At 49.5% G+C, this 8706-nt stretch carries 14 protein-coding genes; 2 read left to right on the top strand and 12 right to left on the bottom strand.

Translation table 11 applies throughout. The annotated features are described in order from the left end of the window. Window positions 1–69: 69 nt before the first annotated feature. Complete coding sequence (locus tag DU481_RS08435; protein ID WP_350133733.1) at window positions 70–423, bottom strand: arsenate reductase family protein; 354 nt, start codon at window positions 421–423, stop codon at window positions 70–72. A gap of 6 nt (window positions 424–429) precedes the next feature. Continuing rightward, window positions 430–789, bottom strand: a complete 360-nt coding sequence (locus DU481_RS08440; RefSeq protein ID WP_350133734.1) for a cupin domain-containing protein — start codon at window positions 787–789, stop codon at window positions 430–432. 232 nt (window positions 790–1021) lie between these two features. On the opposite strand from DU481_RS08440, the gene DU481_RS08445 reads away from it, so the two are divergent. Further along, window positions 1022–1729, top strand: a complete 708-nt coding sequence (locus DU481_RS08445) for an MCP four helix bundle domain-containing protein (protein ID WP_350133736.1) — start codon at window positions 1022–1024, stop codon at window positions 1727–1729. 128 nt (window positions 1730–1857) lie between these two features. Here the strand turns inward: DU481_RS08445 and DU481_RS08450 are convergent, their stop codons facing one another. The 4 genes from DU481_RS08450 to DU481_RS08465 all read right to left on the bottom strand — a co-directional run bounded on the left by DU481_RS08450 (window position 1858) and on the right by DU481_RS08465 (window position 4156). Continuing rightward, window positions 1858–3027 (bottom strand): alpha/beta fold hydrolase, encoded by a 1170-nt coding sequence (locus DU481_RS08450; protein ID WP_350133738.1) that lies wholly within the window; start codon window positions 3025–3027, stop codon window positions 1858–1860. A 91-nt stretch (window positions 3028–3118) separates the two neighbouring features. After that, window positions 3119–3565 (bottom strand): SRPBCC family protein, encoded by a 447-nt coding sequence (locus tag DU481_RS08455; RefSeq protein WP_350133740.1) that lies wholly within the window; start codon window positions 3563–3565, stop codon window positions 3119–3121. A gap of 13 nt (window positions 3566–3578) precedes the next feature. Beyond that, window positions 3579–3902 carry a type II toxin-antitoxin system PemK/MazF family toxin gene (locus DU481_RS08460; RefSeq protein WP_350133742.1) on the bottom strand — a complete coding sequence of 108 codons (324 nt, stop codon included), beginning with the start codon at window positions 3900–3902 and terminating at the stop codon, window positions 3579–3581. Beyond that, window positions 3902–4156, bottom strand: a complete 255-nt coding sequence (locus tag DU481_RS08465) for an AbrB/MazE/SpoVT family DNA-binding domain-containing protein (RefSeq protein ID WP_107801623.1) — start codon at window positions 4154–4156, stop codon at window positions 3902–3904. Before DU481_RS08465 ends, DU481_RS08460 begins: the two co-directional genes overlap by 1 nt. A gap of 307 nt (window positions 4157–4463) precedes the next feature. Here DU481_RS08465 and DU481_RS08470 point away from each other — a divergent pair, with 307 nt between their 5' ends. Then, window positions 4464–4694 carry a hypothetical protein gene (locus DU481_RS08470; RefSeq protein ID WP_350133744.1) on the top strand — a complete coding sequence of 77 codons (231 nt, stop codon included), beginning with the start codon at window positions 4464–4466 and terminating at the stop codon, window positions 4692–4694. A 121-nt stretch (window positions 4695–4815) separates the two neighbouring features. Here the strand turns inward: DU481_RS08470 and DU481_RS08475 are convergent, their stop codons facing one another. The 6 genes from DU481_RS08475 to DU481_RS08500 all read right to left on the bottom strand — a co-directional run bounded on the left by DU481_RS08475 (window position 4816) and on the right by DU481_RS08500 (window position 8559). Beyond that, window positions 4816–5424, bottom strand: coding sequence for a hypothetical protein (locus tag DU481_RS08475; RefSeq protein ID WP_350133746.1), 609 nt, complete (start codon window positions 5422–5424; stop codon window positions 4816–4818). A 184-nt stretch (window positions 5425–5608) separates the two neighbouring features. Next, window positions 5609–5863 (bottom strand): acyl carrier protein, encoded by a 255-nt coding sequence (locus DU481_RS08480; RefSeq protein ID WP_350133747.1) that lies wholly within the window; start codon window positions 5861–5863, stop codon window positions 5609–5611. Window positions 5864–5878: 15 nt separating this feature from the next. Beyond that, on the bottom strand, window positions 5879–7096 hold the full coding sequence (gene fabF, locus DU481_RS08485; RefSeq protein ID WP_350133749.1) for a beta-ketoacyl-ACP synthase II: 1218 nt from the start codon (window positions 7094–7096) through the stop codon (window positions 5879–5881). Between the two features lie 160 nt (window positions 7097–7256). Next, window positions 7257–8051: an SGNH/GDSL hydrolase family protein gene (locus tag DU481_RS08490; protein ID WP_350133751.1), complete on the bottom strand. Its 795-nt coding sequence runs from the start codon at window positions 8049–8051 to the stop codon at window positions 7257–7259. Between the two features lie 18 nt (window positions 8052–8069). Then, a complete protein-coding gene (locus DU481_RS08495) occupies window positions 8070–8363 on the bottom strand; it encodes a DUF2442 domain-containing protein (protein ID WP_350133753.1) in 294 nt (97 codons plus the stop codon). Beyond that, window positions 8320–8559, bottom strand: coding sequence for a DUF4160 domain-containing protein (locus DU481_RS08500; RefSeq protein ID WP_107801642.1), 240 nt, complete (start codon window positions 8557–8559; stop codon window positions 8320–8322). The genes DU481_RS08495 and DU481_RS08500 overlap by 44 nt, the downstream gene beginning before the upstream one ends. Window positions 8560–8706: the final 147 nt, after the last annotated feature.

The following is an 8706-nucleotide window of genomic DNA, read 5'->3' on the forward strand; positions in this document are numbered from 1 at the left end:
CATGAGACTCAAAGCGCAAGCTTGTTTGTTTATGCGGTTAGGCGGGAGCCAAGACTTTACTTTGGGGCATCAGCCCCATACCGCCGCAAACTGTTCCGCATTGAAACCCACGGTGGCACGCTTTCCATCGGTAACCAGCGGGCGTTTGATCAGGCGGCCATTACCTGCGAGCAAAACTAATATCTCCGGCCCGGATAGCGCTGGCAGCCGATCCTTGATTTTCAATTCTCGATACTGCACGCCGCTAGTGTTGAACAATTTGTTCATTGAGACACCGGCGCACGCCGCAACTGCCGCCAATTCTTCCGCACCCGGCGGATTCAACGTGATGTCGATAAATTCGTAAGCAATGTTCGCCTGCTGCAAAAATTGCTCCGCCTTGCGGCACGTGCCGCACTGTTTATAGCCGTAGAATTTAAGCATGTCTAGTCAACCCGCTGCTCCCGAGCTTTTCTCGCCACCTTTAGATCCCCAAAATACTACCCAAGTCGTAAAATCTGGCGAGAAATTCTCGAACCGGTGTTCGACATGCGCCGCCACGAAAAACACCATGCCCGGCTCAAACACATGCCGCTCCCCGGCAATGACAATTTCTCCGCGACCGGTATGAATGAAATACAACTCATCCTGATCGTGCGGCGTTTGTATATCGGAACCTCTGGGCGCATATACTTCAACCGACATCGTGCCGTGCGCAAACGCCAGGGCAAACGGCTCCCCCATCGGCCACTCCGGACTCGCCTTGCCGGGTATGCGTTGCATCAGATCCGTTAATGTAGCTTTCAGCATGCTTCTTTCCTCATATCCAGTTAAACAATTCTAGTTGATTACAAATGCAGTATAAATTAACTGGACAACCAACGCCTAGTAACCATAGGCGCGATAGCCATTAAAGACTTCGCACCACCCTGAGTTTGAATTTTTCAAGAAAAAAATGTTTTCCTATGCGATTAGCGATTAGCGATTATGCAAAAAAATAAAACTCAACTCGCCAGAAAAGAAACAACTATTTGATTAACTTTTGACTCTATTACATTGTCTTCCTCAAAATACTGATTTCCTAAACTTGTCTTCTAATTTAAGCAACCCCGATGCGGCAAAAACACTGAGTACAGAGGCACAACAACTGGTTCAAAAAAATGAAGGGGTATGGGCGCAATTCCAGGCAACCGAATTAATACCCGAAGAAGTGAGGCTGAGTAAAATCAAAACCGAGCAGCATGCACAGTATGTGCAATCCACTAATCAGGTTTTTCAGCTTGCGGCATCGGGCAAATTTGAGGCAGCTGCACAACATGTATCAACGGATACCATGAAAAAATTCAGCGCACTGCGCGAAACCGTATTCACTTTGTTCGATCTGCAAAGATCGGCTTCAACAATAGAATATAACAATGCACAAACCAGTTATGAAAGTACTTTTTCAACGACGGCAATGGTCATCATCGCAAGTTTTATCTTCGCAGCGATTTTCGGTTATTTGTTGCTAAGATCGATTATTGCACCATTGGATGAGGCCGTTGCGATTGCTAATGCCGTTGCCACAGGTGACTTGACTCGCCGCATTGAAGTCAATTCAACCAACGAAACCGGCAGGTTGCTGCAAGCCTTGAAAACCATGAATGACAATTTATCAGACCTGGTCGAACACCAGCGCGCAAAAGAGCCGCGGGTGGTAGTAATGACTGGGAAGAATTTTAATCAATCCTCGATCATACGTTTCGATTGAGTCAATAAAATTCGCTGGAAAGAGAGTATTACCGGGTAAAGCAGGCACGCCAAACTGGCAGTCAGAAAACGGTAGTACTCTCACCTAACCGGATATCACCCCCCTAGTTGCACATCTCATATAAGCTGTCATTGCACTACACGTAACCGGCGATCCAGCCATTTTTCTATTTTCTGCAGCAATTCGGTCCGTGCGGGTTCTTGCATAAACACGTGCTGGTGATACGGCAGACCGGGTAGTTTCAGAACTTCGTTTGCTGGATTATGTTGCAGCGTCACACGGGCAAAATCCTCGTCGCCCCAAGCGGGGGTGATCGGATCCATTTCAGAATAAATCAGGTAATACGGTATCGAAAAATCCGCCATCTGCCTGCGGAAACGCACGACCTCGGCTTCGATGCCTTTCACGTAGCGCAACAGACTGCGGCGCACAATCCAGCCGTCGGCGCGCAGCCGCGCTTTCTCTTCCTCGCTATCGGTCAAGTAATCCGTCACCCACACCGGTGAGATTGGCGACGCAAAGTTGCGCAGTCCCGGCCAGGAAAATACCTCGAACAAACCATCCAGAACCGGCACCGTGACTAATGAAAGTAATTGATTGAACAGCAGCAAAGGCAGCGGTTCACGCTGCGGATGCAAAAAATGGGTTTCTGCATGAAAAGACAGCTTGATCAAGGGATTCGCCACCCAACCGCGCCATCCGGGCGGTTCGCTCACGGCAAAAGCAGGAGCGAGAAAAACCACACCCCGTAGCCGCTTGTGTAGATCGGATTCATTCTGATGCTTGAGCAAATACGACGCGATCACCAGCCCGCCCAGACTGTGCGCCACGATGAACACCGGCCGCTGCGAATGATCTTGCGCATCGCATTGCGCCATGAAGGCTTTTAACGCCCGGTCCAACGTCTGCCGCAACGGCTCCAGATCGTACAAAGCCGACTGCGCCAGAAAAGCGTCGCTGACATCGGCCCGATCGGCTCCTTCCGTCAGTGCCTGATCCGCACGGCGCAATACCGGATTGGAAAGGCCATGAGCATAATGATCGAACCCAGCAACAAAATAACGTTGAGAAAAATACCGCGCCACCTCGCCATAGCGCCCGATATGCTCGTTCATGCCGTGTACCAGCAACACACAGGCGTTTGCTTGACTGGATTGCGACGGCAAAGTGCGCAGAATTAACGGCTCCTCACCACCCTGCTCGATCACCATTTCATTTCCCCAACGAGGATAGGAAGTCGTGACATGCGGCCGGTGAACACAGCCGGAAAGTACTATCAACAGGAAAAAAAAGACCATTCCAACTGTTAAATGATCTTTGTGAAACATTGTCACGATGAGATGATGCTCACAAAACTAACGAAATCAAAACGCTGCCAACCGCATGAAATCAGCCCGGGATCTCAGCTTCGACGAGCTTTGCCAGCAACGTCAGCGATTCCTGCCAGCCGAGATAGCAGGCTTCGGCCGGAATCACCGCCGGTACGCCTTCTTGCACGATGTTCAACTCAGTCCCGCAGGAAACCGGTTTTAACGATACCGTGACGTGCATCTCTCCGGGCAAATTCGGATCATCGAACTTGTCCGTATAGCGGATACGCTCAAACGGCACCAGCTCCAGATACTCACCACCAAACGAATGGCTATGCCCGTTGCTGAAGTTCGTAAAAGACATCTTGAAACAACCGCCGGTTTTAGCCTCCATATGATGAACCTTCGCGGTAAAACCATTCGGCGGAATCCATTTAACCATCGCATCGGCATCCAGAAAAGCACGGTAAATTCTCTCCGGTGGCGCGCGCAACACGCGATGAAGGCGGATCGTATGGGTAGACATGGTTATTTTCCTTTCAATAGACAAACAACTCTTGCAATCGCTGACAGAGATCCATTTGTGTCGCTTCGTCAATGATGCCAAGTTTTTTGACCAGTCGCGTTTTATCGACTGCCCTGATTTGATCAAGCAAAATCAAACCCTGTTTTCCTTTGAAACTGCAAGCAACCCGGCAGGGGAACTCAAAACCTTGAGTGGTCATCGGCGCCATCAGCACGGTGGATAAAGCGGAAAGCTCGTCCGGGGAAATCACAACGCAAGGTCTTGTTTTGTTGATTTCAGAGCCTTGCGTCGGGTCGAGTTGCACCAGCCAAACCTGGAACCGCGAAACTTTCGGCATTACCAGTCCGAATTGTCATCGGTAGACAACGGCGCATTCAACCATTCCTGATCCAGCGGCTCCGTGCCGTGAGCTTTCAATGTACCTTCAATGGATTCACGCCAACCTTCCCGCGCCGCCTTCTTGGGCGTAATCAACAAACCGCCCTCCACAACTTGCAATTGCAAATCTTTACCCTCCAAATCAGCCTGTTCGATGAGCGGCTTGGGGATGCGTATGCCTTGGGAATTGCCAATTTTGATGAGATGGGTCATAAGAAGTGTGAATGGGTTACGATACTCGCATGACTATAGTGTAATTACATTGAGCACACAAGCAAACCTATGATTTATTTTTTCCATAGGCTTGCGACCAACCGTAGGGTATTCATGGCACAAATAATCGACAATGGTATTATTCCCATAATCGCACCATAATATTCAACATTATGCCAAAGCCCATGAAACAAACCGAAATGATCAAGCAAAGACTCAAGAATCGCTTTGCTCACTTACCGCAGACTACCAGCCTCTCCGAGGAATTGATCGCTGACCGGCGAAAAGAAGCGAAACGGGAATTCAGATGCCGACATTAACTGTAACAACAAAAACACAAATCACACTGCGGCAGAATTCGCTCAAGCACCTTGGAGTCGCGCCCGGCCAACAAGTGGAAGTGCATAAATTACCGGACGGCACATTGATCATTGGCAGCCATGTACAAGATGGTGATGTGAACGACTTTATCGCCTGCTTACATAAACCCGATGCGCCTGTTGTCAGCATCGACGACATGAATGAAGTCATCGCGTAAAGCTGAGCTGTTAGCTATGAAAATTCCTAGTTTCGGCGAGATCATGTGACCGATCACTTGGGTGAAATGCCGCCATTTGGCGGAATACTTTCAGCTTTCGCCTTACACGGATTATGCTAATTTACTTGCTTCGAACTCTCGAACCAAAGAATCTCTCAACATTGTTGACTGAGCTAGAAATTTTTTGGCTAAATTCATCCTCATCTGATGTGAAATAAACGATTTTATTATTCTCCTTAAGCCTTTCTGGATCATTATCAACTGTAGCTTCGGGGTTTGCATAAACCCCCTTCATCCAGAAATGAAGCCAAATAGCTGCTTTTACTTCTCCGATTCTTTTCTGAATTTCATTGAAAGAGTTATGTGCTTCATCTGACCAAATAACTTTAGCTTCAAGCCGGATAGCTTGCAGCTCTATCCACTTCTTGTATAAGTGATCCATGCGATCATCGTAAATTCGCAATTCTTCCTTGATACGACACCCTGCTTCGACTTCGTCTTTACTTAGATAAAGTATTGGATTTCTAACTGATTGAATAGCTTGTTGCAATTCGTAAGTAGATAAAATAGCTTTTTTAGCAAGCTCATATTCACTAGTTCCCTTTAACTGTCTTCGCCAAGTAAATAATCCCGTACTACCAATAACCAAAGCACCGATGGTACCAATGATTGAAATCATATCTTTAGTTATTGACCAATCTATTTCGCTAATAGCTAGACAGAGACTCAATACCCACTCCTAAGAAGCTTAAAAATCTATCAAATATAAAATCTGCCTTTTTTACCAAGTTCTGAAAAACTCAAGTAAAGCACTACGATAACTACCGTACTAATCTGCCATTACACAAATGAATTAAGTGTAATTAATTTAATAAGCTATCAACAGAAAGTGCTGAGAATCAACTCACTATTCCCTAACCCTTCTCTTCCGGCGGATGCTCATTAATATAAGTAATAATATCCCCCACCGTGCGGAGATTCTTGACTTCATCGCCGTCGAATGTGACGCCGAAGGCGTCTTCCGCGTCAAACAGCAGTTGCACGGTGTCCATCGAATCGAGTCCGAGTTCTTCGAATTTGGAGGCGGCGGTGATGGTCGAGGCGTCGATGTTTTCAACTTTTGACGCGATAAATTCGATGACTTTCGCTTCGAGTTCTGCTGTATCCATGTCCGTTGATACCTTTTAAAGAGTTGTAAAAACGAGGCTGACGTTGTTGCCACCGAAGCCGAAGGCGTTACACAGCGCGGCCTGCACTTTTTTCTGCGCCGCCGTATTGGGCGTGTAATTCAGATCGCATTCCGGATCGGCTTCGATGAGGTTGATCGTGGGGTGGATGGTGCCGGTTTGCAGCGTCATGATCGCGGCGATGCTGCCGATCGCGGCGGAAGCGCCGATGCTGTGGCCGATCATCGATTTGGTGGCGCTGATCGGGATTTCCGGCGCGCGCTCACCGAACATTTGCTTGATCGCCTTGGTTTCGACAACATCGCCGATCGGCGTGGAAGTGGCGTGGGCGTTGATATAGTCCACTTGACCGGATGTCATACCGGCATCGTCCAGCGCGGCCTGCATCGCAGCGACTTGCCCGTCGATATCCGGCGCGACGATGTGCGTCGCGTCACAAGCGCAACCGTAACCGGCCAGTCGGGCATAAATCTTTGCGCCGCGCTTCAGCGCTGCATCTTCCTGTTCCAGCACAAGGATACCCGCGCCTTCGCCCATGACAAAGCCGTCGCGGCCTTTGGCGAACGGACGCGAAGCGTGCGCGGGATCGTTGTTGAAACCGGTGGATAACGCAAACAAGGCTTCAAAACCGACCATCGTTAGCGGCAGCACACAGGCTTCCGCGCCGCCGGTCACCACTGCGTCGGCTTTGCCGTTGCGCAACAGATCAAGCGCCATGCCGATTGCATTGGCGCCGGACGAGCATGCCGTGCTGGTCGTCAGGTTGATGCCCTTCAGTCCGTATTTGGTCGCTATCCAGGCAGCGGCTGAGTTCGCCATGATGCGCGGAACGGTAAAAGGCGGCACTGATTTGTTTTGAAATCTGCGCGCGGCGGAAGACTCGAACGTCGAAAATCCTCCCATGCCCGACCCCAGGCTGACGGCCAAGCGCCGTGGCTCATAGCCTTCCAAACCACCTGCATCCTCCATCGCTTGTTGTGCCGCGTGTAAAGCGAGTTGGGTAAACCGGTCGGTTTGTTCGATTTGCTTGGCGGATAAAAAGGTGGCGGGATCGAACCCCTGCACTTCCCCGGCGATCCGCGAACGCTGTTTGGCAGCATCAAAGCTCTGAATACTGACAATCCCACTGGTACCGGCTACCGCATTTTTCCAGAATTGATCAATGCTCGTGCCAATCGGTGACACAATCCCCATTCCGGTAACGACGATACGCATATAAGAAAGCTCGAATAGAGAAAATTAGGGCAGGATACGATAAAAATCAACGCAATTTTTCTGCGCTGAATATACTGAATGCCGGATAGGCTGTCAAACGTGCCGTTAGCGCAAAAAATGCCGCAGCTTTCATTCCCGTGGCGCCATCCAATCGGTGCCCTTAATACTTGCTGACAGGCGATTCATCCGCCAGCAGCCCGCTCGGTTGCGGACAGTAAATCGCACGGCCCAACACCGTTTTGAAAGCAAACACCGGCCGCCGCTGCCAAGTCAGAAAGAACTTCCGTTTTTCATCCCGATGTTCCGGTTTAACGCCGGAATCCGGAAACCGCCGCACGATATCCCGGTAAAACGCTTCCCGCTGCCAGTAATTCACATGAATACCGTCCGACCCAAACCAGTGCGCTTCCTGCTCAACCAGCAGGAATTGCCGGCGCACGGCCATATCCACCAGTCCTGCATGCACCGCCCGCACACGGCTCAGTGTTTCATCTCTGGAAAGCTTACAAAACGGATAAAAAAGATTCCGAAAAAAGGTGTAACGCCGCTCGGATAATTGTTCAACCGATGCCATCGGCAAATTAGTCACGACGATCTGCGCGGATTGCCGCTGCAACTGATCAATACACCGTTCCACCGCGCGCAAAACCTGCTCCGGCGTCAACTCATACACAACATCGTTGCCGATATCGGTTAACAACGCATAGGTAGGACGCGACTCCATTGCATTCAACTGCCGCCACAACCCGCACTCCGCAATCCCCGGCAACCCGCGCCACACCACCTGACTGAAAACACCGTACGCCCGCCCATGCCCCAAAGCAGCCAGAACCTCGCCCGGTGCGCCAATCCGTTGCTGCATCAAGTGCGTGACCAGACGCAGCGATAACGTCAGGTTGCTGGCGCCGAGCAGGATGAGGCGGTTTTGGGATGTCTCTCGAAAACTAACCGGCATGCTGAATTGCGAAGCGCATCAAGTCTTTGGCGTACCAATCCGCTTGCTGATTTTTGCTTTCAACGGAAACCTTTCCGGGTGTTCAATGGCTTCGATAGTAAGATCCACGTCGATCTCCGGCCAATAAAAATGGCCCGGCGATGGTTCTTCAACATGAATGATAGCCTTGACCGGCTGGTCTTTAAACCACGGAAATTCCACATACGGCAGGAACAATTCTTTATCATTCGATAATAACCAAATACCGTGACTGGAAATGTGCGTCACTTCAGCCGCCAAAGTGCTGCTGCCATGCACGAATAAGCTCGTCATAATGAACCTCTATCAATGATTCGATCTCTCTCAGCTGCTTCCGGGAATAACCAAAATTTTTCGCCAACGCAATGTCAGGTTTCAGCCAGAACTTAGCTTCTCCATCTTCGGAAGCGATATGAACATGCATCCGTGATTCCTCTCTTGAAAAGAAGAAAAATCGATAACCTGCTTCTCTGAATAGGGTTGGACTCATTGGCGTAGTTTGCCTAAATTCACGTTAGGTGTAAGAAACCTCAGGGTTGTTTACAGATAGGTTGATTGAAATAAGCGTTGAGTATTTCATAAGGGGTGGCATTATTCAAACTCTTATGAGGCTTAACGGTATTGTAGAAGTTAATGA

This window comes from Nitrosomonas sp. (assembly GCF_040240425.1).
GTDB lineage: Bacteria > Pseudomonadota > Gammaproteobacteria > Burkholderiales > Nitrosomonadaceae > Nitrosomonas.